Below are 23199 nucleotides of genomic sequence, written 5' to 3'. Positions count from 1 at the left end.
TTCCTCTCAGGCTTGGAAACGACGGATGGAAAACGCTTCGATGGGGTGACGGCTGGCTCCGGTGCAGACGATCTCTGCCAGGGCTTCACCGACGGCGGGACCAAGCTGGAACCCGGCGCCGGCAAAGCCGAAACCGTGGAGCAGGCCAGGTTGGGTGCTACTGGGCCCGATCACCGGTTCATGATCGGGCAGGTAACCTTCGGTGCCGCTCCAGGTACGGATGGCCTGGGCACCTTTGAGGAACGGGTACAGTTCGCCGGCATTACGCAGGATCTCCAGGACGGCGGCCTGTCCCGGTCGCGCTTGCGCAGGGCCCAAGGCAAAACCGCGACCGCCGCCCAGAATGCAATTGCCCCGGGAAACCTGGCGCGCATAAATGCCGCCGCCTTCGACGCCGGTGCTCACGTTCATCACCACCGGCAGCGGCTCGGTCACCAGCATTGCCGGGTGCGCCGAGGTCATCGGCACCGCTTCGCCAAACTGCGCGGCGACGGTGCCGGCCCAGGCCCCGGCGCAGTTCAGCAACCACGGCGCTTGCAGGTGCAGGCCATTGGCGCAGTGCACCTGAAACTGGCGGCTGTCATGTTCGATGCGAGTCACTTCGGCTTGTTCGTACACGTCGGCACCGCAGCGCTGCGCGGCCCGGGCGAAGGCGGGCGAGACCAGGCGTGGGTTGGCATGGCCGTCCTCCGGGCACAACGAGGCGCCCACGGCGATATCACCGACCCAGGGGAAACGCGCGCGTAACTCGGCGTAGTCCAGCAACTGCAAACCCAGGCCAAACCCCCGAGTCTGTTCGGCATAGGCCTGCAACGCGGCAAAATCGGCGTGGCTGCGCGCCAACTTCAAATGGCCTGAACGCACGTATTCGCCATCGATGCCGATCAACCCCGGCAAGTCGGCCCACAGTTCATGCGCACGCTGCGACAGCGGCAACTGGTGCAGGGGTCGCCCTTGGCGCCGTACACCGCCATAATTCACGCCGCTGGAATGGGCGCCGCAGAAGTCGCGCTCCACCAGCGCCACGCGTTGGCCTTTTTGCGCGAGCATCAACGCCGCCGACGCGCCAACAATGCCGCCGCCGAGTACGATCACGTCGATCATGGCTGCACCTCCACGCCAAACGGCAGTGGCTTGATCGGTGCCTGGCCGCGCAAACGACCCACTTGTTCAATCGCTCGACCACTGCGTTCAGCCACGATTTCCGCTGCCGCCAGCCCGCACATGCGCCCTTGGCAGCGGCCCATGCCGACACGGCAATGAGCCTTGACCCGATTGATCTCCCAATGGCCTTCATCCACCACCGCACGCACATCGCCGACGCTGACTTCTTCGCAACGGCACAGAATCAACTCATCTGGCGCTTGCGCCGCCCATTGTTCGGGGAAGGGGAACGCGGTTTCCAGGCCCTGGCGAAAACGGTGGATGCCCGCCAATTGCTGTTCCAGCACAGCGGGGCGGCGATGATCTATCGCGATACCGCAGTCCTCCAACACCGCCAACGCTGCACGTTCACCGGCCATCTGTGCGGCGTCGGCGCCCATGATCCCCGCGCCGTCGCCGGCCAGGTACACACCTTCGACGCTGCTGCGTCCGGCGTTGTCCCGCTGTGGCAACCAGGCGCGATTCAGTGCGTTCCAGGTGAATTGACAGCCGAGCAAGTCAGCCAGTTGGGTCTCGCTGCGCAGGGCGTGGGCGAAGGCCACGGCGTCACATTCAAGGGTGTGATCGCCCCAACGAATGCCGCTGACCCGCTGCTCACCGTCGATGTGCGTGAGCGTCGCGCCCTGATGCACAGGAATACCATGGGCGGTCAACCAGGCGCGGTAATACACGCCCTTGGCCAAGGTCGCCGGTTGCCCGAGCAGCGCCGGTAACGCGCGGCACTGGGCGCTGAGCGGCGCGCTGTCGAGGACTGCGACGACCTTGGCACCGGCCCTGGCATATTGATACGCGACCAGGTAAAGCAACGGCCCGCTGCCACAAAACACAACGCGCTCGCCAATGGCACAGCCCTGGTATTTCAAGGCGATCTGCGCAGCGCCCAGGCTGTACACGCCGGGCAAGGTCCAGCCCGGCACCGGCAGGATGCGGTCGGTGGCGCCTGTGGCAACAATGATCTGTGCGTATTCGATGCTCGTGGCGTGGCTGTTGTTGAGCATATCCAGGCGACCCTCTTCGGCGTTCCACACCAAGGTTTCCGGGCGGTAGTCGATCAACGGTGCCAGCTCATCCACGGTGCGGTGGACGGCCTCGGCCTTGCTCGCCTCAAAGCCATAGAGTTGCCTTGCCGAGCGCTGGAAATTTGCCGGTTGGCGGCGATAGATCTGCCCGCCGCCGCGCAGGCTCTCATCCACCAGGCAAGGTTTGATGCCGTGGTCGAGCAGGGTGCGCGCCGCGCTGATCCCCGCTGGGCCTGCGCCTACAATCACCACCGGCTTCATGGCTGACGCCCCAGGTCGCGGCTGATCGCCTGGCCTTCTTCCAGCAGCGTCGAGCACGCGCGCACGCGCCGCCCATCTTCAAGCCGCACCCAGCAATCCTGGCACGCGCCCATCAGGCAGAACCCGGCACGCCGTTCGGCGCTGAAGTCACTGCCACGCAGGTGCTCGGCGCAGGTCAGCACGGCGGTCAGCAAGGTATCGCCGAGCAGGCCGCTGGCCGGTTGGCCGTCGAGGGTGAAGGCCACGGCAGGGCGCTGGGTCTCGGCCAGGCGTTTGAACAAGGCCATCAATGTTTCCCCACCAAAACGCGGTCCAGGCCGTAGACCCGGTCCAGCAGAATCATGGTGGCGGCGGTCAGCGCGATCACCAACGCAGAAACGGCCGCCATCATCGGGTCGATGGATTCGGTGGCGTACACGTACATGCGCACCGGCAGGGTTTGCGTGGCGGGCGAGCTGACGAAAATCGACAGCGTCACCTCGTCGAAACTGTTGATGAACGCCAGCAACCAACCGCCAGCCACGCCGGGCAGGATCATCGGCAAGGTGATCTGGCGAAACAGCGTAAAGCGGCTGGCACCCAGTGATTCCGCGGCCTGTTCGGCACTGCGGTCAATACCGATGGCGGCGGCCAACACCAGGCGCAGCACGTACGGGGTAATGATCACCACGTGCGCCAGCATCAACCAGGTAAAGCTGCCGTTGACGCCCATCAGCGCGAACAAGCGCAGCATCGCCACCCCCAGCACCAGGTGCGGGATGATGATCGGTGACAGGAACAACGCACTGAAGAAGTTGCGCCCCGGAAACTGATAGCGACTGATCGCCAATGCCGCCGGCACCGCGATCAACGTCGCCAGGCTCGCGGCGGTGAACGCCAGGATCACACTGTTATAGAACGCCTGGATAAAGTCAGCGCGCTCGAACACCGCGCGAAACCAACGCAGCGAGAAGCCCGACGTGGGCAGGCTCAGGGTGTTTTCCGGGGTGAAGGCCACCAGGCACACCACCACCAGCGGCGCCATCATGAACAGCACCACCAAACCGTGGAAACCGAGGGCCAAAGGACCGTTTCTGGACATGCGCTTAAACCCCCAGGGACTTTTTGTAGCGGCCTTCGACCATGCGGTTCCAGCTCAGCATGATCAGCAGGTTGACCAACAGCAGCACCACCGCGATGGTCGCGCCCATGGGCCAGTTGAGTTCCGACAAGTACTGGTCGTACACCACGGTGGCGACCATTTTCAGGCGCCGTCCGCCCAGCAAGCCGGGGATGGCGAAAGAGCTGGCCGCCAGGCCGAACACGATCAAGGTGCCGGACAGCACGCCGGGCATGACTTGCGGCAAGACGATTTTGCGCATCACCGTGGCCTGGCTCGCACCGAGTGACAACGCCGCCTGCTCAGCCGAAGGGTCGAGCTTTTGCAGGGAAGTCCATACCGGAATGATCATGAACGGCAGCATCACGTGCACCAGCGCGATGATCACCGCGAACGGCGTATACAGCAGTTTCACCGGGCGCCCGCCGAGGAACTGGATGGTTTGGTTCACCAGCCCATCGGCCCCCAACAGCAGGCTCCAGCCGAAGGCACGCACCACCACCGAGATCAGCAGTGGCGTGAGGATCAGGATCAGGAAAATCGAGCGCCACGGCGTGCCCATGCGGCTGAGGATGTACGCCTCGGGCACCCCGATCACCACGCACAGCAGGGTGACCAGGGCGCTGATCCAGAAGGTGCGCCAGAAAATTCCGTAGAAGTACGAATCGCTCAGCAGCGACCAATAGTGAGCAAAGGTCCACTCATCGGCCTTCACCCCTACCTGGTAGTCGAACACGTTGAACGACAGCACCAATGTCAGCCCCAGCGGCACAATCAGCAGCCCGATAAACAGCACCAGGGCCGGCAGCGACAGCAAATACCCTCGACTCATGGGTGCACCTCATCCGCTGCCAATACCCGCAGCAGGCTCGCGTGCCAATCCAGCCCCACTGCTGTGCCGCAACGCAGCGGTGCATTGCCGTCGTTGCTGCGCACCACGGTGACTTCGCCCAAGGCGGTGTCGACGTGGTACAGCCATTGGCTGCCGAAGAAATAGCGGTTGATCACCTGGCCTTGCAGGAGGCCTGTACCTGCGTCCACCAGCTGGATTTTTTCCGGGCGCAGGCTCAGGGTCAGTTCGCCGTCGCCACCTGCGTGGCGCACTTGCGGGATGCGCAGCTCGTCGTAGTCCCCGGGCAGCAGGTTGGCCTTGCCGACGAAGTCCGAGATAAAACGAGTGCGCGGGTGTTCGTACAGCTTGTACGGCGCGTCGATCTGGGTGACACGCCCGGCTTGCATCACCACTACGCGGTCGCTGATGGACAGCGCCTCGGCCTGGTCGTGGGTGACCATCAAGGTGGTGATGCCGACGGCGCACTGGATGCGGCGGATTTCGAATTGCATCTCTTCGCGCAGGTTGGCGTCTAGGTTGGACAGCGGTTCATCCAGCAGCAACACCGGCGGCTCGATCACCAAGGCGCGGGCCAGTGCGACGCGTTGGCGTTGGCCGCCAGAGAGTTCGCGTGGGTAGCGGTCGGCGTGTTGGGCCAGGCGCACCAGCTCCAGCACGGTCTTGACCTTGCTGGCGATCTCGGTGGCCGGCACCTTGCGCATCTTCAAGCCGAAGGCAACGTTGTCGCGCACGGTCATGTGGGGGAACAGCGCGTAGCTCTGGAACACCACGCCCAGGCCACGGCTGGCGGGCTTGGCGTGGGTGATGTCGCGTCCGTCCAGCAGGATCTGGCCGCCGCTGACATCAACGAAGCCGGCGATCATTTGCAGGGTGGTGGTTTTGCCGCAGCCCGAGGGGCCGAGCAGGGACACGAACTCGCCTTTTTCCACCGCAAGGTCGGTGGCAACCACCGCGTCGACGGCGCCGTAGCGTTTGCTCAAGGCGTTGAGTTGGAGAAATGCCATGGGTGCGTTCCACCTTTTTTAAGTCGCGTCGAAACGCGCTTTGTTGTTTTGGGCAGATGCGAAAAGGGTGTTGCGGGTGCGTTGGCGCTCGATCTCGAAGTCGGCTGCCGTTGTTGTTCATTTCGCCCCTGTGGACGCAGATTAGGACGAAGACTAGGATGGGCGGAAGATGGAATTTCACTGATCGGACTATTATTTTCATTTTTATTCACTCACCGGAATTTACCAAGGTAACGAGTGCTATGGATTCCACTGATCGAAATGACGGCGGCAAAGAAGTCGGTGCTGGCGGGGTGTCACGTTTGTTTGCGCTCTTGCGCACCTTGGGCGAGGTGCCCGAAGGCGGCGAACGCGTGACTCAGTTGGCGCAACAGGTGGGCCTGTCCCAGCCGACCACCCACCGCCTGCTGCGCAGCCTGATGGACGAAGGCATGGTGGAACAGGACGCGCGCAGCAAACGCTATCGCCTGAGCCTCGAGTTCTTCGCGCTGGCGGCGAACGCAGGCAAGACCGGCAACCTGCGCGACCTGGTTCGGCCGAGCATGTTGCGCCTGAGTGCTTCGTTGGGCGATTCGTTGTTCCTGCTGGCGCGCTCCGGCTTTGACGCGATCTGCCTGGACCGCAGCGAAGGCCCGTACCCGATCCGCACCTTCACCGGCGATATCGGTGGGCGCGTAGCATTGGGCGTGGGGCAGGGCAGCTTGGCGATCCTGGCGTTCCTGCCGGAGGAAGAGCGCGAAACGGTGATCCGCTACAACCTGCCACGGCTCAAGGACTTTCACCTGTATGACGAGGTGCTGTTGCGCTCGGAGGTGGAGAACGTGCGCAACCTGGGTTACGCCGCGCGCAATACTGGAGTGCTGGAAGGCATGGCCGGGTTGGCGGTGCCGATCCTCAATCGCGATGGGCACGCGGTGGCGGCGCTGAGTGTGGCGACCATCAGTGATCGGCTGGGGCCGAGCCGGTTGCCGATGGTGGTGGAGTTGTTGAAGCGCGAGGCGGCGGCGATCGGGCCGAGGATCAATCCGTTTGATCCGACGTTGCGCAGGCCCTCCCAAATTTTCGGCGGATAACCGATTTAGATAACACTGAAGATCAAATGTGGGAGCGGGCTTGCTCGCGAAGGCGGAGTGTCAGTCAAAGACCTTCTAACTGAACCACCGCCTTCGCGAGCAAGCCCGCTCCCACACAAGCCCGCTCCCACAAAAAGAACCTCACCCACATTCAGAGTGCGGCTAACGCAACTGATGTTGCCGCCGTGCGTGTTTCCACGCCGAGCTTCACATACACATGTTCAAGGTGTTTGTTCACGGTCCGCGGACTCAACCCCAAAATATCGCCAATATCCCGATTGGTCTTACCGCACGCCACCCACCGCAGCACCTCGACCTCGCGCTCCGTCAGCGCAAACCGCGCCGACAACAACCGATGCGCCGGCTCATCCTCCAGCGTCAACACACTCGGCTGCCGGGCCTCCCGCGCCGACAGCAAAATGCGCGAGGTGCGCAAATGCGCCGCCACCCGCGCCAGCACTTCGTCGGTCTGGATCGGCTTGGTCACATAGTCACTGCCGCCCACTTCGAAGCCTTGCACCACATGCTTGGTGTCCGTCAGGCCGGTCATGAACACCACCGGAATATCCGCGCTGGCCGGTTGTGCCTTGAGCCGGCGGCAGGTTTCGAAGCCGTCCAGGCCGGGCATCATCGCGTCCAGCAGAATCAGGTCCGGGCGCCGGCGTTGCACGCGGTTCAGCGCGCTGAGGCCGTCGAGGGCAACCAGCACCATGTAGCCGGCGTCATCGAGGGCATCCGAGAGCATGGCCAGGTTGTCTGGCGTGTCGTCGACGATCAGCACCACGCCGGGTTCAATGCTGGGGGTGAGCGCATTCATGTTCGGCCTCCTTGAGGGTTCGGTTGAGTTCATCCAGGCGAAAGCCCTTGAGCAGCCCGCGCACCTTGCTGATGAACGGTTCGGTGTCCGGGCGCTGCGCAAGGATGCTGTCGAGTTTGGCGTGCAGGCCGCGCACATAACCGATGGCGCTGAGTTCGGCGAGTTCGGCCAGGTCTTCGGGGCTGGGCAATACGCTCGGCGGTGGCGGGGGCACGCGACTTTGGGTGCGCCGCAGCCACTGCAAGCCCAGATGCTGCTGTACGCGCCCTAGCAGTTCCGGGGTGCGCACCGGCTTGGCCAGGTAGTCGTTGCAGGCGGCGGCAATGCTGCGCTCGCGGTCGTCGGTAAAAGCGTTGGCGGAGATCACGATGATCGGTGCGGTGGACAGCGCATTACGGCGGATCAGACGGCTGGTTTCATAGCCGTCCAGCGTCGGCATCGACAGGTCCATCAGGATCAGGTCCGGTGCCAGCAGCGCCACCTGGCGAATCGCATCCTGGCCATTGCTCGCCTGGATCACCTCGAAACCCAGGGGCGTGAGCATGCCGGCGAGTACCTTGCGATGGTCCACGTGGTCATCCACCACCAGGATGCGCCGGCGTTCGCCCTGGTAGCCGATGATGTCGTGCTCCACATGCACCACCGCTTGCGGTGCGCGTACTTGCGACAGGAACAGCCGCACCTGGAAGCAGGTGCCCTTGTCCAGTTCGCTGGTCACCCGCAACTCGCCGCCCATCAAGGCGGTGAGCATGCGCGTGATGGTCAGGCCCAGGCCTACGCCGTTGTCCTGGCGCATCAGGTCGCCGCGTTCGAACGGCTGGAAAATCCGCTCCAGTTGCCCTGGGTCGATACCAATGCCGGTGTCGATGATTTCAAAGTTGGCGGTCTCGCGCATGTAGCTGACCCGCAGGCGCACCTCACCGCTGTCGGTGAAGTTCACCGCGTTGCCCAACAGGTTGATCAGGATCTGCCGCACGCGCTTCTCATCGCCGCGCACCACCGCCGGGATCTTGCCCACGCAGTCCAGGCGAAAGCGCAAACCCTTGTCCTGGGCCTGGGGCGTGAACATCTGCTCCAGGTCATGGAGCAGTTCCGGGAAGGGTATTTCGGTGAGTTCCAGGCGCAACTTGCCGGCCTCGATCTTGGCCACATCCAACAGCCCATCGATCAGCGACACCAAGTGCGAGCCGCTGCGCAATATCGTCGCCAGGGCGTCTTGATGCTGCTCTGGCATGGCGCTGTCACGCTGCAGAATCTGGGTGAACCCGAGGATGCTATTGAGCGGCGTGCGCAGCTCGTGGGACAGCCCGGTGACGTAGCGGCTTTTGGCGGCATTCGCGGCTTCGGAGGCTTCCTTGGCCTGTTGCAGCGCCTGGTCGGTCAGGCTGTGGGCGTCGATCTCCTGCATCAACAGCAGGGTTTGGCGGTCGGATTCTTCCTGGGCCACACCACGGCTTTCGCGGGTCAGCACTACCCACCAGGCGAGCACTGCGGCCAGCACGGACAAGGTCAGGAACGCCTTGAAGAACGCCTGGTACAAGGTCTCCGAGTGGGGTAACCCCTGCGCCGCCTGCACGTAGATCAACGCCAAGGCACCGGCGAGCATCAGCACCAGCGCCAGCAGTAACCCGAGGTAGTGCGCCAACCGCGTGTGCAGGCGCGGCATCATCGTATTGGGCAGCAACCAGCGCAGGACGCCCTCAAACTGGCTGACCAGCCGTCCGTGGGGTTTGCAGCGGTCACCGCAGCGCGCATCCAGCGAGCAACACAACGAGCAGATCGGCGTGCTGTAGGCCGGGCAGAACGCCATGTCCGCTGTTTCAAACGGGTTGCTGCACAGCCCGCACACTGCGTGGGTGGCGGGCGCCACCGGGTGAATCAACTGCGCATCGCTGGTGCGCGCGATGTAGTACTTGCCCTTGGTCAGCCAAGCCAGCAACGGCGCCATGATCAGGGCCGTCCCCAGCGCAACAAAGGGCGGCGCCGCCTGGGCCAGCGTGCCGAACAGGCCGAAGTGGGCGAGGATCGACAGCAATGAGGCGATCAGCATCGAACCGACGCCCACCGGGTTGATGTCGTAGAGGTGCGCGCGTTTGAATTCGATGTGCTTGGGCGACAGGCCCAATGGCTTGTTGATCACCAAGTCGGCGACCAGCGTGCCGATCCAGGCAATCGCGATATTGGCGTACAGGCCCAGCACCTGGTCGATCACATCGAACACGCCCAGCTCCATCAGCATCAGCGCAATGGCCACGTTGAACACCAGCCACACCACGCGGCCGGGGTGGCTGTGGGTCACGCGGGCAAAAAAGTTCGACCAAGCCAGGGAGCCGGCGTAGGCGTTGGTCAGGTTGATCTTCATTTGCGAGATGAACACGAACAGCACCATGGCGCCGAGGGCCCATTCCGGCGAGCTAAACACGTAGCGGAACGCTACCAGGTACATCTGCGTCGGCTCGGCGGCGCGCTCCATGGGGATTTCATGTTGCAGGGCGAGAAATGCCAGGAACGCACCGGCGAACATCTTCAACGCGCCAGGGATGATCCAACCGGGGCCGGCGCAGAGCAGGGCGGCCCACCAGCGTTTGCGGTTGGCAGCGGTTTTCTCCGGCAGGAAGCGCAGGTAGTCGACCTGCTCGCCGATCTGCGTCACCAACGACAGCGCCACGGTGCAGGCGGCGCAGAACGCCAGCAGGTTGAACCCGCCGCCATCGCCGCTGCGCCCGACGAAGCTGGTCCAGTCGCTGAACGCGTCGGGGTTTTTCCACCACACAAAGCCGTAGGGCAACACCAATAGCAGCAGCCAGAGGGGTTGCGTCCACAGTTGCAGGCGGCTGATCAGGGTCACGCCGTAGGCCACCAGCGGAATCACCAGCAGCGAGCAGATCACATAGGCGAAGGCCAGCGGGATATGGAAATACAACTCCAGGGCCAGGGCCATGATCGCCGCTTCCAGGGCAAAGAACAGGAACGTGAAGCTGGCGTAGATCAGCGAGGTAATGGTGGAACCGATATAGCCGAAACCGGCGCCCCGGGTGAGCAAATCCATGTCCACGCCGTAGCGCGCCGCGTAATAGCTGATGGGCAGGCCGGTGAGAAAGATCACCAGGCTGATGGCAAGGATGGCCCAAAAGGTGTTGGTGAAGCCGTAGCTCAATGCCAATACGCCGCCGATGGCCTCCAACGCCAGGAACGACACCGCGCCGAGCGCCGTGTTGGCAATGCGCAGCTCCGACCATTTGCGAAAGGACTTGGGGGTGTAGCGCAGGGCGTAGTCTTCCATGGTCTCGTCGGCGACCCAGGTGTTGTAGTCGCGGCGGATCTTAACGATGCGCTGGGTGCCGGAAGGAGGGTGCACGGTGGGAGGCTCCGGGAGGTGGGCGAGGTTGGGTGAGCAAGTTCCATGCCCCGATTCAAAATGTGGGAGCTGGCTTGCCTGCGATAGCAGTGGGTCAGGCACTGGAGAGGTCTGCTGACACACCGCTATCGCAGGCAAGCCAGCTCCCACATTGACCGGCGGTGTTTGGACGGGCGCGATCTTGCTCGAAAATGGTGCGCAGCGGCATACGTCAAACGACGTATGCCGTTACGTCAGGCTGCGTATACCCGCGCTGGCCCCAGGCCGCCATGCTGGACCCCTCATTGCAGAGGAGTCGCCCCATGGCACAAAGATTGATCCGCTCCAAACCGCTGTTGGCCTTGTCGTTACTGGCCGCCGCTCTGTTCAGCCAGGGCGTGCTGGCCGATAACGAAGGCCTGGCCGTGACCCCCACTGAAGTCACCGTCGGCCAATTGCACTCGGCCACCGGCACCATGGCGATTTCCGAGACGGGTTCGATCCAGGCCGAGCGCCTGGCCATCGAACAGATCAACGCCTCGGGCGGGATCCTGGGACGGCAAATCAAGGTGATCCAGGAAGACGGCGCCTCCGACTGGCCGACCTTCGCCGAAAAAGCCAAGAAGCTGCTGGTCAACGACAAGGTCGCCGCCGTGTTCGGCTGCTGGACCTCGGCTTCGCGCAAAGCCGTGCTGCCGATCTTCGAAAAAGAGAACGGCCTGCTCTACTACCCGACCTTCTATGAAGGCCTGGAACAGTCGAAAAACGTCATCTACACCGGTCAGGAGGCGACCCAGCAGATCCTCGCCAGCCTCGATTGGATCGCCAAGACCAAAGGCGCCAAGACCTTCTACCTGGTGGGCTCGGACTACATCTGGCCGCGCACCTCGATGAAGATCGCGCGCAAGCACATTGAAAACGTGCTGCACGGCACCGTCGTCGGTGAAGACTACTACCCGCTGGGCAACACGCAGTTCGGCTCGCTGATCAACAAGGTCAAGCTGAAAAAGCCTGACGTGGTGTTCGCAGCAGTGGTGGGCGGCTCCAACGTGGCCTTCTACAAGCAGCTCAATGCGGCGGGTGTGAATTCGTCCAAGCAGACCCTGCTGACCCTGTCGGTGACCGAGGACGAACTGCTCGGCATCGGCGGCGAGAACATGGCTGGCTTCTATGCCTCGATGAAGTACTTCCAGAGCCTGGACAACCCGAACAACAAAGCCTTCGTCGAAGCCTTCAAGGCCAAATACGGCAAAGACGCGGTGATCGGCGATGTAACCCAGGCGGCGTACCTCGGCCCATGGTTGTGGAAAGCGGCGGTGGAGAAGGCGGGCAGTTTCGACGTGGATAAAGTGGTGGCTGCCTCCCCAGGCATCGAGCTGAAAACCGCGCCGGAAGGCTACGTGAAGATCCACGAGAACCACCACCTGTGGAGCAAGTCGCGCATTGGTGAAGTGCAGCCTAACGGGCAGTTCAAGGTGATCTATGAGTCGGATCTGATCGAGCCGAATCCGTTTCCTAAAGGCTACCAGTAACCCTTTGTATGTAAACCGGGCTTCTGTGGGAGCTGGCTTGCCTGCGATGGCATCACCTCTGTGTCACTGAAAGACCGAGGTGTCTGCATCGCAGGCAAGCCAGCTCCCACATAAAGCACAAGCAGATTGCATTTCAACCTCCCGCTCAGGAGACCATCATCATGGAATGGCTATCGGAATTTGGAGCCATCGCGGCAATGCAGGGGTTCAACGGTTTGTCCGTGTTCTGCGTGCTGTTGCTGATGGCATTGGGGCTGGCGATCATCTTTGGCCAGATGGGCGTGATCAACATGGCCCACGGCGAGTTCCTGACCATCGGCGCCTACACCACCTACGTGTGTTCCAGCCTCACCGCGCACTTTGCGCCAAGCTTCCAACCCTATTACTTCTTCTTCGCCATCGCCCTGTCATTCCTGGTGGCCGGTGCCATTGGCTGGCTGGTGGAATGGGCGATGATCAGCCGCTTGTACAAGCGCCCGCTAGACACCTTGCTCGCCACTTGGGGCTTGTCCCTGGTAATGCAGCAAACCTTCCGCTCGGTATTCGGCGCCCGCGAAGTCAGCGCCGAACCGCCGGCGTGGCTGATGGGTTCGGTGAATTTCACCGACGCCATCGAAATCCCGCGCAACGGCCTGTTCATGATGGGGCTGACCCTGCTGCTGACCGGTGCGATCTTTATCATGCTGTACCGCTCACGCTGGGGCCTGCAGGTGCGCGCCACCGTGCAGAACCGCTTGATGAGCCGCGCCGTGGGCATCAATACGCGCAAGGTCGACCGCATGACCTTCGCCCTCGGTTGCGGCGTGGCCGGTGTGGCGGGCGCTGCGTTCACCACCATCGGCTCCACCGGGCCGACGGCGGGTTCGCAGTACATCGTCGACACGTTTCTGGTGGTGGTGTTCGGCGGCGCGCAAAGCCTGTTCGGCACCATCGCCTCGGCGTTCGTGATTGCCCAGACCCAATCGCTGTCGGAGTTTTTCCTCAGTGGCTCGATGGCCAAGGTGCTGACCTTGTCCTCGGTGATTCTGATCCTGATGCTGCGCCCGCAAGGGTTGTTCTCCATCAAAGTGCGCAAGTAGAGGCGACCGGATGAAGGCTTTAGACAAGCTGCTGGGCGGCCAGCAAAACCTGATCGGCATCGTGTTGTTGGCGCTGTTGATCCTGGTGGTATTCCCCCTCACGCTGGACGCGTTCCGCCTGAACATGGTGGGCAAATACCTGACCTATGCGTTCGTCGCGGTGGGCCTGGTGTTGTGCTGGGGTTACGGGGGCATTCTCAGCCTGGGGCAGGGGGTGTTCTTTGGTGTCGGCGGCTACTGCATGGCAATGTTCCTCAAGCTCGAAGCCTCGGATCCGGAGAGCACCAAGATCCAATCCACACCGGGCATTCCGGATTTCATGGACTGGAACCAGATCACCGAACTGCCGTGGTTGTGGCAGCCGTTTCACAGTTTCAGCTTTACCGTTTTCGCCGTGATCGCGGTGCCGGTACTGCTGGCGTTCATCATCGGCATGGCGTTGTTCAAGCGGCGGGTGGGTGATGTGTATTTCTCCATCGTCACCCAGGCGATTGCACTGATCCTCACCGTTCTGATCGTCGGCCAGCAAGGCCTGACTGGCGGCGTCAACGGTATTACCGACCTCAAGACCCTGTTGGGCTGGGACCTGCGTACCGACAGTGCGAAGATGATCCTGTACTTCATCAACGCCGGCCTGCTGTTTGGGTGCATTTTCATCGGGCGTTTTATTCTCGCGTCCAAGCTGGGTCGGCTGCTGATGGCGATGCGCGACAAGGAAGAGCGCGTGCGTTTTTCCGGGTATGACGTGGCCAGCTTCAAGATCTTCGTGTTTTGCGTGGCTGCTGCATTCTCGGCGATTGGCGGGGCGATGTTTGCCTTGCAGGTGGGCTTTATGTCGCCCTCGTTCGTCGGCATCGTGCCCTCTATCGAAATGGTGATCTTCGCTGCGGTGGGCGGGCGCATGTCGCTGCTCGGCGCGGTGTATGGCGCATTGCTAGTGAACTACGGCAAGACCTATTTTTCCGAGTCCTTCCCCGAGCTCTGGCTGTACCTGATGGGCGGGTTGTTTATTGCGGTGGTGATGTATTTCCCCAATGGCCTGGCCGGTTTGTGGGAGAGCCATGGGCGCCAGGCGTTGGCAAAACTGTTACGGCGCAAACCGGTGGTGAAAGCCCCAGTTAAAGTCGAGGCCAAGGCCAAAACCAAGATCCTGGAGACCCAGCCATGACCGCCGTCGGCTTTGAAATGAAAAAACCGGTGCTGGCCATCGAAGGCCTCACCGTGTCGTTCGACGGCTTCAAGGCGGTCGACAACCTCAACCTGTATATCGACCGTAATGAAGTGCGCGTGGTGATCGGCCCCAACGGCGCCGGCAAGACCACCGTACTCGACCTGATCTGCGGCAAGACCCGCGCCACCAGCGGCAGTATCCAGTTCGACGGCCAGGAACTGACCAAGATGCGCGAGTACAACATCGTGCGCGCGGGCGTGGGGCGCAAGTTCCAGAACCCATCGATCTACGAAAACCTCACCGTGTTCGAAAACCTTGAGATGTCTTATCCCGCCGGTCGCAAAGTGTGGGGCGCGCTGTTCTTCAAGCGCAACGCCCAAGTGATTGCGCGGGTGGAGGAGGTTGCACGGGAAATCTTCCTCGGCGACCTGCTGCAACAGCAGGCGGACCTGTTGTCCCACGGGCAAAAGCAGTGGCTGGAAATCGGCATGTTGCTGATGCAAGACCCGGAGTTATTGATGCTCGATGAACCGGTGGCGGGCATGAGCGTCAACGAGCGTGCGCAAACCGCCGAATTGCTCAACCGCATCAGCCAGGGCCGTTCGGTGCTGGTGATCGAGCACGACATGGAGTTCGTCAAAAGCATCGCCCACAAAGTCACGGTGCTGCACCAGGGCAAGGTGCTGGCCGAGGGCAGCATGGAGTCGGTGCAAAGCAACCCTAAAGTCATCGAAGTTTATTTGGGCCACTGAGGAAGCAGGCATGTTCAAGATCGACCAGTTGTCCTGCGGCTACGGGCAGAGCCAGATCCTCCATGACCTGGACCTGAACGTGGCCAAGCGTGAGATCGTCGCGGTGATGGGCCGCAATGGCATGGGCAAGACCACCTTGTTCAAGAGCCTGATGGGCATCCTGCCGCAGTGGAAAGGCCACGTCAGTGTGGACGGCCACGATGTGTCGGCACTGGAAACCCATGAGCGCGTGGAGCGTGGCATCGCCTATGTGCCCCAGGGCCGCATGATATTCCCGAGCATGACGGTGCTGGAAAATATCCAGACCGGCCTGCCGGCCTCGGCACGCGGCAAGGTGCCGGAAGACTTGTATGCGTTGTTCCCGGTACTCTACGACATGCGATCGCGCAAGGGCGGCAACCTGTCCGGCGGCCAGCAACAGCAGCTGGCGATTGCCCGGGCATTGGCGACCAACCCCAAGGTGCTGCTGCTGGATGAACCCACTGAAGGCATCCAGCCGTCGATCATCAAGGACATCGCCCGCACGCTCAAAGAGATCCGCAACTTGAGGGACTTGACCATCGTGGTGTCGGAGCAGGTGCTGTCCTTCACCCTGGAAATCGCCGACCGCTTCCTGGTGATCGAAAAGGGCCGCTTCGTGATTGAAGAGACCCGCGATCGGGTGGATGAGGCGACCATAAGCCGATACCTCTCCGTCTAAGCAGCGCCGTCCAACAATGTGGGAGCGGGCTTGCTCGCGAATGCAGTCTGTCAATTGATGAATGCATCGACTGACACGCCGCTTTCGCGAGCAAGCCCGCTCCCACTTTTTTATCGCGTTCCAACCGGATTTTTATACGTCATCCAACGTATTTCCCGTTTTTGCACGCTCCACGAGACTGGTTCCAACGCACCAAGCCAACCGTCCAGGAGCCAGTCCATGACCGAAACGCTGATCAAAGTCGACCTCAACCAACCTGTCACCGAAAACGAGCAAATCCACAACCGCTGGCACCCGGATATCCCGATGGCGTGCTGGGTCAAGCCGGGCGATGACTTCATCCTGGAGACCTACGACTGGACCGCCGGCGCGATCAAGAACAACGACGACGCCAGCGATGTGCGTGATGTGGACCTGTCCACCGTGCACTACCTCTCGGGCCCAGTCGGTGTGCACGGCGCCGAGCCGGGTGATTTGCTGGTGGTGGACCTGTTGGACATCGGCGCCAAGGCCGATTCCCAATGGGGCTTCAACGGTTTCTTCTCACGCCAGAACGGCGGCGGCTTCCTGACCGATCACTTCCCCAGCGCACAAAAAGCCATCTGGGACTTCAAGGGCATGTTCACCAGTTCCCGGCACATTCCGGGCGTGAACTTCGCCGGTCTGATCCACCCCGGCCTGATCGGCTGCCTGCCTGACCCGGTGATGCTTGCCGACTGGAACCGTCGCGAACAGGAACTGATCGACACCAACCCGACCCGCGTTCCGCCGTTGGCCAACGCGCCGCTGGCTGCTACGGCGCACATGGGCAAGATGCAGGGCCAGGCCCGCGACGATGCCGCTGCAACGGGCGCGCGCACTGTGCCGCCACGTGAGCATGGCGGCAACTGCGACATCAAGGATTTGTCCCGGGGCTCGAAGATCTTCTTCCCGGTCTACGTCAACGGTGCCGGTTTGTCGGTGGGCGATCTGCATTTTAGCCAGGGCGACGGCGAAATTACCTTTTGCGGCGCTATCGAAATGGCCGGCTGGGTGCACATGAAAGTCGAGTTGATCAAGGGCGGCATGGCCAAGTACGGGATCAAGAACCCGGTGTTCAAGCCCAGCCCGATCACACCGAACTACAAGAACTACCTGATCTTCGAAGGCATCTCGGTGGACGAACAGGGCCAGCAGCATTACCTGGACGTCAACGTCGCCTACCGCCAGGCGTGCCTGAATGCGATCAACTACCTGACCAAGTTCGGCTACTCGCCAGCCCAGGGGTATGCACTGCTCGGCTCGGCGCCGGTGCAGGGGCATATCAGCGGCGTGGTGGATATTCCGAATGCTTGCGCGACCTTGTGGTTGCCCACGGAAATCTTCGAATTCGACATCAACCCGAATGCCAACGGCCCGACCAAGTTTCTCGACGGCAGCATCGACCTGCCTATCGCACCGGACCTGTAGCCATGCCGACCTACGAATACGCGTGCGCCGCGTGCGGCACCTTCACCATGCTGCGGCCCATCGCCCAGCGCAACGAACCCAGCCAGTGCCCGTACTGCGAAGGACCGGGCGGGCACCTGCTGGTGTCCGCCCCGGCGCTGCAGACCTTGTCGGCCAACCAACGCAAGGCCATCGCCGGCAATGAACGCAGCGCCCATGCTCCGCAAACGGTTGGCGAATACCAAGAGAGTCGCAAACACCCGGCCGGTTGCAGTTGCTGCGGTACGAGTAAGAAAGTCGTGCCGAGCAAGGCAAACCCCTTGGGCCTCAAGACCAAGACCGGCCCGCGGCCGTGGATGATCAGTCACTAGAACAGGAGCGTTGCAATGCGCCATGGCGACATTTCCAGCAGCCCGGACACCGTCGGTGTAGCGGTGGTGAACTACAAGATGCCGCGCCTGCACAGCAAGGCCGAGGTGATCGATAACGCCAAGAAAATCGCCGAGATCATCATCGGCATGAAACAGGGCTTGCCCGGCATGGACCTGGTGGTGTTCCCCGAGTACAGCACCATGGGGATCATGTATGACCACGATGAAATGATGGCGACTGCCGCGAGCATTCCTGGTGAAGAAACCGCGATCTTCTCGGCAGCTTGTCGCCAGGCGAATACCTGGGGCGTATTTTCCCTGACGGGCGAGCGCCACGAAGAACATCCCCACAAGGCGCCGTACAACACGTTGGTACTGATCAATAACCTCGGCGAGATCGTCCAGCGGTATCGCAAGTGCATCCCCTGGTGCCCCATCGAGGGTTGGTATCCGGGTGACCGCACCTATGTGTGCGAGGGGCCCAAGGGCATGAAGATCAGCCTGATCATCTGCGACGACGGCAACTACCCGGAGATCTGGCGCGACTGTGCGATGAAAGGCGCCGAACTGATCGTGCGGTGCCAGGGCTATATGTACCCGGCCAAGGAACAGCAGGTGCAGATGTCCAAGAGCATGGCCTGGGCGAACAACTGCTACGTGGCCGTGGCGAACGCGGCGGGGTTCGACGGGGTGTATTCGTATTTCGGACACTCGGCGATCATCGGTTTTGATGGGCGCACCTTGGGCGAGTGCGGCGAGGAGGAAATGGGCATCCAGTATGCGCAGTTGTCGGTGTCGCAGATCCGCGACGCACGGGCCAATGATCAGTCACAGAACCACCTGTTCAAGCTGCTGCACCGTGGCTACACCGGTATGCATGCCTCGGGCGACGGCGACAAGGGCGTAGCGGACTGCCCCTTCGAGTTTTACCGCACCTGGGTGCTGGATGCGCAAAAGGCCCGGGAGAATGTGGAAAAAATCACTCGCAGTACCGTAGGTGTCGCCGAGTGCCCGGTGGGGCAGTTGCCCCATGGCGGCAAAGAAAAGACCGCGGGGTAGGGCATGCGCTTTACCTTTGAACCGGCTCAGGTCATGGCCTTGTTGCGCAGCCGTATCGTCGGCCAGGATGCCGCGTTGGCCCAGGTGGAAGGCTTGCTCAAGGTGGTCAAGGCCGATATCGGTGAGCGTGATCGACCACTGAGTGTCAACCTGTTCATGGGGCCGACTGGCGTGGGCAAGACTGAAATCGTGCGGTTGCTGGCCCAGGCGCTGCACGGTCGCGCGGACGGGTTTTGCCGCATCGATATGCATACCCTGGCCCAGGAACATTACGCGGCCGCACTGACCGGTGCGCCGCCGGGCTATGTGGGCAGCAAGGAAGGCATCAGCCTGTTCAACAGCGAGTTGATCCAGGGTACCTACAGTCGGCCGGGCATTGTGTTGTTCGATGAACTGGAAAAAGCCAGCCAGGAAGTGGTGCGCAGTCTGTTGGGCATTCTGGAAAACGGCCAGCTGACGTTGGCGGGCGGTACGCGGACGTTGGACTTTCGCAACAGCCTTATCTTCATGACCAGCAATATCGGCGCGCAACAGGCCCGTCGCCACCGCCAGCGGTTTGCCCAGGGCTGGCGGCGACTGGTGCGCGGGTTTGTGCGCAATGAATCAGCAGTGTTGGAAGAGGCGCTGCACGGTCATTTCGAGCCGGAGTTTCTCAACCGCATTGACCGTGTCCTGATGTTCGAACCCATTGACGCGCACTGGTTGGATGCGCTGTTGGATGTGGAACTGATCAAGCTCAACCAACGATTAGCTGCACACCAACGTTCCTTGGACGTAGATGAACAGGCGCGGGCATGGTTGTGCCGCCAGCACGACGTGCGGTTTGGTGCGCGGGCGCTGGCCAGGCGCCTGCGAGTGGAGCTGGAGCCGGCACTTGCCGAATGCCTGTTGCAAGGCAACGCTCGGCACCTGACTGCAACGGTGCGCAACGCCTGCCTGGTGGTGGAACCCGAAAGCACAGGAAGATGGGATCCACTTACGGTATAACCCTCGGACGCTTTAGTTAACCGAGGCCCTGTTTTTCATGCAAAGCCCTGTGCAACGCCCGCTGTGGCAGGTCTACCTGATCTTTCTGGCACCGATGGTGCTGTCCAACTTCCTGCAAAGTTTTTCCGGCACCCTCAACGGCATCTACGTCGGACAAATGCTCGGCACCCAGGCGCTGGCTGCGGTGTCGGGCATGTTCCCCATCGTGTTTTTCTTTATCGCCCTGGTGATCGGCCTGGGGGCCGGCGCGTCGGTGTTGATCGGCCAGGCATGGGGTGCCCAGGAAACCGGGCTGGTCAAGGTGATTACCGGTGCGACCCTGACCCTCGGCGCGCTGGTGGGGCTGATTGCAGCGGTGCTCGGCAGCCTGTTTGCGCGCCAGGCGCTGCAAGCGTTGGGCACGCCCATTGATGTCTTGGACGATGCCGTGGGTTACGCGCAGAGGATGATGCTGATCATGCCGCTGCTGTTGGTGTTCATCCTCTACACCCAGTTGCTGCGTGGTGTCAGCGATACGGTCTCGCCGTTGCTGGCGCTGATGGTCTCGACCCTGGTCGGTCTGTTGCTGACGCCGGCGTTGATTCGCGGCTGGATCGGCCTGCCGCCCATGGGCATCCAGAGTGCGGTGTACGCCGGGTTGGTGGGTAACGCGTTGGCAATGCTGTTTCTGGTGTTGCGCCTGCGGCATAAAAAACATGTGATGGCGCCGGATCGACAACTGATAGCGGCGTTGCGCCTGGATCGCGTGATTTTAGGAAAGGTTCTACGCATCGGTTTGCCCACCGGCCTACAGATGGTGGTGTTGTCGTTGTCGGAGTTGGTGATTCTCGCCCTGGTCAACAGTCATGGTTCCCAGGCCACGGCGGCCTATGGCGCGGTGACGCAGATCGTCAACTACGTGCAGTTCCCGGCGCTATCGATTGCCATCACCGCCTCGATCCTTGGTGCTCAGGCCATTGGCGCCGGGCGCCTGGAGCGTATCGGGCCGATCCTGCGCACAGGGCTGTTGATCAACACCTGCCTGACCGGTGGCCTGATCGTGCTTGGCTATGTGTTGTCCCACTGGTTGCTGGGCCTGTTCATTACTGACGACGCGGCGCGGGTCAAGGCCGAGCACCTGTTGCACATCATGTTGTGGAGCATCCTGGTGTTCGGTTTCCAGGCAGTGGTGGGCGGAATCATGCGGGCCAGTGGCGTGGTGTTGATGCCGGTCGCCATCTCGATCTTCTGCGTGCTCTGTGTTGAATTGCCGATGGCCTACCTGCTCAATGCACACTTCGGGCTGGAAGGGGTGTGGATGGCGTTTCCGGTGACTTACCTGGCGATGCTGGCGTTGCAGACGGCGTATTACCGGCTGGTGTGGCGGCACAAGCAGATCACACGGTTGGTGTGAGGGGCAGGCCGCGCAGCAATAACTCCAGGCCCTGCAAGCCTTGCTCCAGTCGCTCGTCCGGGTGTTCATCCCGGGCGATCCACAGGGCGGTGTTGACCAGGCTGCCATTGATCAACTGAGCCAGCGCGAGACTCGGGGCACGGTGGATGACACCGCACTGCATCAGCGTTTCCAGCAGTTGGCACAATGAATCGACGCAGTGTTGTTGGGAGCCCGTGTCGCCCAGTACCGCCGGTGCGTCCTGCAGCACAATGCGTTGGATCTCGCTGTCCTGGGCCATGCGCAAATAGGCGCGGCAGCGGTCGCCAAAGCCGCTCCATGGGTCGACGGCCTCATCTGTGATGCGCTGCAGGCGGGCGTCCATTTCACTGTCGAGTTGTGCGACCACGGCGGCCAACAGGCCTTTCTTGTCACCGAAGTGGTGGTACAACGCACCCCGGGTCAGGCCTGCACGGGCGGTAAAGTCGTCCATCGACGTGTTGGCGTAACCTTGCGTGGCGAACGCCTGGCGCGCGCTGGCGATCAGTCGGGCGCGGGTGTCTTCGATCATTTCGGCACGGGCTCGGCTCATGGTTATGGCTCGCAGTGGGTCAGTGAGTGATTGACATACGCTACGTATGTTACGCATGATTTGTCACATACGCACCGTATGTATTTTGCCTTGATCATTGCGGATAGCAAGTTCAAGGGCATTCAGGAAGAGGTCAGCAGGATGGCAAACCCCTACGCCGAGTTGTTCCAGGTCCCTGGCGCTCGCGCTTTTGTATTGGCCGGCATGCTTGCGCGCATGCCGGTGTCCATGACCGGTATCGGCCTGATCACCATGCTGGCGCAGGTGCATGGTGGCTACGGTCTCGCGGGCTCGGTAGCGGCGGTGTTTGCGCTGGCCACGGCATTTTGTGCGCCGCAGGTTTCACGCCTTGTGGACCGCTATAGCCAGGGCCGCGTATTGCCCGTCGCAGCGCTGATCGGCGGCGGTGCGTTGTTGATGTTGTTGCTGTGCACCCGCTTGCAGGCGCCCAGTTGGACGCTGTTCCTGTTTGCCGCCCTGGCCGGCTGCATGCCGAACATGTCGGCGATGGTGCGGGCACGCTGGACCGAGTTGTACCGGGGCCAGCCCAAGCTGCAAACCGCGTTTGCGCTGGAATCGGTACTGGACGAGGTGTGCTTCATCATCGGCCCGCCGATCTCGGTGGGGCTGTGTGTGGTGCTGTTCCCGGAAGCCGGGCCGTTGGTGGCGGCGTTGCTGCTCGCCGTGGGTGTCACCACCTTTGTGCTGCAGCGCGAGACAGAGCCGCCGGTGCACGCCCATCAGGCGCACCACAGCGGTTGGTTGATCGCTTCGCCCTCGGTGCTGATCCTGATGATCCTGCTGTTGGCCATGGGTGTGATCGTGGGTGTGGTGGATGTGGTCAGCGTCGCCTTCGCCCAGCATCAGGGCCAACCGGCGGCGGCGAGTATCGTGCTGTCGGTGTACGCCATCGGTTCATGCCTGGCGGGCTTGGCCTTCGGCACGCTCAAGCTCAAAGCGCCGTTGCCCCGACAATTTCTGTTCTGCGGTGTTGCTACAGCGTTAACCACGTTGCCACTGTTGCTGGTGACAAACATACCCGGGCTGGCGGTGGCGATCTTTATCTCCGGCCTGTTCTTCGCTCCAACCTTGATCGTGTCCATGGCGCTGGTGGAGAAAGTTGTGCCACCGAGCCGCCTCACCGAAGGCATGACCTGGCTCATCACCGGCCTCAGCATCGGCGTGGCCATCGGCGCCGCCAGCTCCGGCTGGATGATCGACCACTTCGGCGCCACCAGCGGTTTCTGGGTGGCGCTGGCGGCGGGGGCGGTGGTAATGGGGTCAGCGGTGCTGGGGTATCGGCGGTTGGGGTAACAGTGCCAGTTCATCACCCTCTCCAAGGAAGCAGTCAACAGCCTGGCGAAATGCGAGCTCCAGCTCTTGTTCGTTCTGCCCTTCGTAACTAACCAGTGCATCGACAGACAATAGCCTTCCAAAAAGGCAATTGTCTTCGAGGCTGGTTTCCACCGAGCCGACATGGCGTTTGTATTTCAGTTGGCCTTTCACTTAGGCATTTCCTCAGGTAATTG

At 61.9% G+C, this 23199-nt stretch carries 22 protein-coding genes; 12 read left to right on the top strand and 10 right to left on the bottom strand.

What is annotated here, in order from left to right:
* Positions 1-6: 6 nt before the first annotated feature.
* From CFE47_RS06025 to CFE47_RS06000, 6 genes are read right to left on the bottom strand one after another with little or no spacing between them, the layout of a single operon-like run.
* The gene (locus CFE47_RS06025) at positions 7-1104 is read right to left on the bottom strand and encodes an NAD(P)/FAD-dependent oxidoreductase (protein WP_286835922.1); all 1098 of its coding nucleotides are present in this window, start codon (positions 1102-1104) and stop codon (positions 7-9) included.
* Positions 1101-2444, bottom strand: coding sequence for an FAD/NAD(P)-dependent oxidoreductase (locus CFE47_RS06020; protein ID WP_286835921.1), 1344 nt, complete (start codon positions 2442-2444; stop codon positions 1101-1103). The genes CFE47_RS06025 and CFE47_RS06020 overlap by 4 nt, the downstream gene beginning before the upstream one ends.
* A complete protein-coding gene (locus CFE47_RS06015) occupies positions 2441-2731 on the bottom strand; it encodes a (2Fe-2S)-binding protein (RefSeq protein ID WP_185710274.1) in 291 nt (96 codons plus the stop codon). The genes CFE47_RS06020 and CFE47_RS06015 overlap by 4 nt, the downstream gene beginning before the upstream one ends.
* Positions 2731-3525: an ABC transporter permease gene (locus CFE47_RS06010; protein ID WP_185710275.1), complete on the bottom strand. Its 795-nt coding sequence runs from the start codon at positions 3523-3525 to the stop codon at positions 2731-2733. Before CFE47_RS06010 ends, CFE47_RS06015 begins: the two co-directional genes overlap by 1 nt.
* 4 nt (positions 3526-3529) lie before the next feature.
* Positions 3530-4375 (bottom strand): ABC transporter permease, encoded by an 846-nt coding sequence (locus CFE47_RS06005; RefSeq protein ID WP_286835920.1) that lies wholly within the window; start codon positions 4373-4375, stop codon positions 3530-3532.
* The gene (locus CFE47_RS06000; protein WP_286835919.1) at positions 4372-5400 is read right to left on the bottom strand and encodes an ABC transporter ATP-binding protein; all 1029 of its coding nucleotides are present in this window, start codon (positions 5398-5400) and stop codon (positions 4372-4374) included. The genes CFE47_RS06005 and CFE47_RS06000 overlap by 4 nt, the downstream gene beginning before the upstream one ends.
* Positions 5401-5642: 242 nt before the next feature.
* Here CFE47_RS06000 and CFE47_RS05995 point away from each other — a divergent pair, with 242 nt between their 5' ends.
* Positions 5643-6473 carry an IclR family transcriptional regulator gene (locus CFE47_RS05995; protein WP_286835918.1) on the top strand — a complete coding sequence of 277 codons (831 nt, stop codon included), beginning with the start codon at positions 5643-5645 and terminating at the stop codon, positions 6471-6473.
* Between the two features lie 151 nt (positions 6474-6624).
* Here the strand turns inward: CFE47_RS05995 and CFE47_RS05990 are convergent, their stop codons facing one another.
* Together CFE47_RS05990 and CFE47_RS05985 are read right to left on the bottom strand one after the other, a co-directional pair.
* Entirely contained in the window at positions 6625-7290 is a 666-nt protein-coding gene (locus CFE47_RS05990) for a response regulator (RefSeq protein ID WP_286835917.1), read from the bottom strand.
* Positions 7265-10648: an ATP-binding protein gene (locus CFE47_RS05985; protein WP_286835916.1), complete on the bottom strand. Its 3384-nt coding sequence runs from the start codon at positions 10646-10648 to the stop codon at positions 7265-7267. The genes CFE47_RS05990 and CFE47_RS05985 overlap by 26 nt, the downstream gene beginning before the upstream one ends.
* Before the next feature lie 302 nt (positions 10649-10950).
* On the opposite strand from CFE47_RS05985, the gene urtA reads away from it, so the two are divergent.
* The 10 genes from urtA (at position 10951) to CFE47_RS05935 (ending at position 21099) form a co-directional block, all read left to right on the top strand.
* On the top strand, positions 10951-12159 hold the full coding sequence (gene urtA, locus CFE47_RS05980) for an urea ABC transporter substrate-binding protein (RefSeq protein ID WP_286835915.1): 1209 nt from the start codon (positions 10951-10953) through the stop codon (positions 12157-12159).
* Positions 12160-12320: 161 nt separating this feature from the next.
* Positions 12321-13238, top strand: a complete 918-nt coding sequence (gene urtB / locus CFE47_RS05975; protein WP_176996539.1) for an urea ABC transporter permease subunit UrtB — start codon at positions 12321-12323, stop codon at positions 13236-13238.
* 10 nt (positions 13239-13248) lie between these two features.
* Positions 13249-14406: an urea ABC transporter permease subunit UrtC gene (urtC, locus tag CFE47_RS05970; protein WP_286835914.1), complete on the top strand. Its 1158-nt coding sequence runs from the start codon at positions 13249-13251 to the stop codon at positions 14404-14406.
* Complete coding sequence (gene urtD / locus CFE47_RS05965) at positions 14403-15161, top strand: urea ABC transporter ATP-binding protein UrtD (protein ID WP_025855702.1); 759 nt, start codon at positions 14403-14405, stop codon at positions 15159-15161. Before urtC ends, urtD begins: the two co-directional genes overlap by 4 nt.
* 10 nt (positions 15162-15171) lie before the next feature.
* Positions 15172-15861: an urea ABC transporter ATP-binding subunit UrtE gene (gene urtE / locus CFE47_RS05960; protein ID WP_286835913.1), complete on the top strand. Its 690-nt coding sequence runs from the start codon at positions 15172-15174 to the stop codon at positions 15859-15861.
* 219 nt (positions 15862-16080) lie between these two features.
* The gene (gene fmdA, locus CFE47_RS05955; RefSeq protein ID WP_122673366.1) at positions 16081-17310 is read left to right on the top strand and encodes a formamidase; all 1230 of its coding nucleotides are present in this window, start codon (positions 16081-16083) and stop codon (positions 17308-17310) included.
* A 2-nt stretch (positions 17311-17312) separates the two neighbouring features.
* The gene (locus tag CFE47_RS05950; RefSeq protein WP_185710285.1) at positions 17313-17660 is read left to right on the top strand and encodes an FmdB family zinc ribbon protein; all 348 of its coding nucleotides are present in this window, start codon (positions 17313-17315) and stop codon (positions 17658-17660) included.
* Between the two features lie 15 nt (positions 17661-17675).
* Positions 17676-18719, top strand: coding sequence for an aliphatic amidase (locus CFE47_RS05945; protein ID WP_286835912.1), 1044 nt, complete (start codon positions 17676-17678; stop codon positions 18717-18719).
* A 3-nt stretch (positions 18720-18722) separates the two neighbouring features.
* The gene (locus CFE47_RS05940; RefSeq protein ID WP_286835911.1) at positions 18723-19706 is read left to right on the top strand and encodes an AAA family ATPase; all 984 of its coding nucleotides are present in this window, start codon (positions 18723-18725) and stop codon (positions 19704-19706) included.
* 37 nt (positions 19707-19743) lie between these two features.
* Positions 19744-21099, top strand: coding sequence for an MATE family efflux transporter (locus CFE47_RS05935; RefSeq protein ID WP_286835910.1), 1356 nt, complete (start codon positions 19744-19746; stop codon positions 21097-21099).
* Here CFE47_RS05935 and CFE47_RS05930 read toward each other — a convergent pair.
* Complete coding sequence (locus CFE47_RS05930) at positions 21083-21670, bottom strand: TetR/AcrR family transcriptional regulator (RefSeq protein ID WP_286835909.1); 588 nt, start codon at positions 21668-21670, stop codon at positions 21083-21085. The genes CFE47_RS05935 and CFE47_RS05930 overlap by 17 nt on opposite strands.
* A 141-nt stretch (positions 21671-21811) precedes the next feature.
* On the opposite strand from CFE47_RS05930, the gene CFE47_RS05925 reads away from it, so the two are divergent.
* Entirely contained in the window at positions 21812-22984 is a 1173-nt protein-coding gene (locus CFE47_RS05925) for an MFS transporter (RefSeq protein ID WP_286835908.1), read from the top strand.
* Here CFE47_RS05925 and CFE47_RS05920 read toward each other — a convergent pair.
* Positions 22952-23176: a hypothetical protein gene (locus tag CFE47_RS05920; protein ID WP_286835907.1), complete on the bottom strand. Its 225-nt coding sequence runs from the start codon at positions 23174-23176 to the stop codon at positions 22952-22954. The genes CFE47_RS05925 and CFE47_RS05920 overlap by 33 nt on opposite strands.
* Positions 23177-23199 lie beyond the last annotated feature (23 nt).

The organism is Pseudomonas sp. PGPPP1, assembly GCF_002255865.1.
In the GTDB taxonomy this organism is placed as follows: domain Bacteria; phylum Pseudomonadota; class Gammaproteobacteria; order Pseudomonadales; family Pseudomonadaceae; genus Aquipseudomonas; species Aquipseudomonas cremoris.
The sequence above is the reverse complement of the archived record's forward strand: the minus strand, read 5'-3'. Positions and strand labels throughout refer to the sequence as shown.